1 protein-coding gene is annotated in these 263 nt (G+C 76.0%); it reads right to left on the bottom strand.

Annotation, left to right across the window (positions count from 1 at the left end; translation table 11 throughout):
• Positions 1-263, bottom strand: a 263-nt coding sequence (locus HKX41_11935; protein ID NNC24844.1) for a DUF2785 domain-containing protein, incomplete at both ends; no start/stop codon positions are given.

The raw sequence follows: 263 nt of genomic DNA, 5'->3' as shown, positions 1-263 counted from the left end.
CCAGCGCGCCGACCTTGGCGGCGAGCGCGGTGATCCAGGCCTGCCAACGCGCGGCCGGCCACTGCGCATGCGCGGCGGCGGCCAACAGCGGCCGCGCCAACCGTTCGGGTTCGCCGAACACGTAGGCGTGGCCGGAGGCGGGCACCGCCTGGGTCGCGATCGCGGCGATGAGGCGCTGCTGCTGCGACGGTTCCAGCGCGGGATTCAGGCTCAGCTGCAGCAGCCAGTCGGCGCCGTGGGCGACGCCGTGGCGCCAGCCGTCG

Origin of the sequence: Salifodinibacter halophilus (assembly GCA_012999515.1) — a bacterium.
Classification (GTDB): domain Bacteria; phylum Pseudomonadota; class Gammaproteobacteria; order Nevskiales; family Salinisphaeraceae; genus Salifodinibacter; species Salifodinibacter halophilus.
Note: the sequence above shows the minus strand (reverse complement) of the source record. Positions and strands in the feature narration are given on the sequence as shown.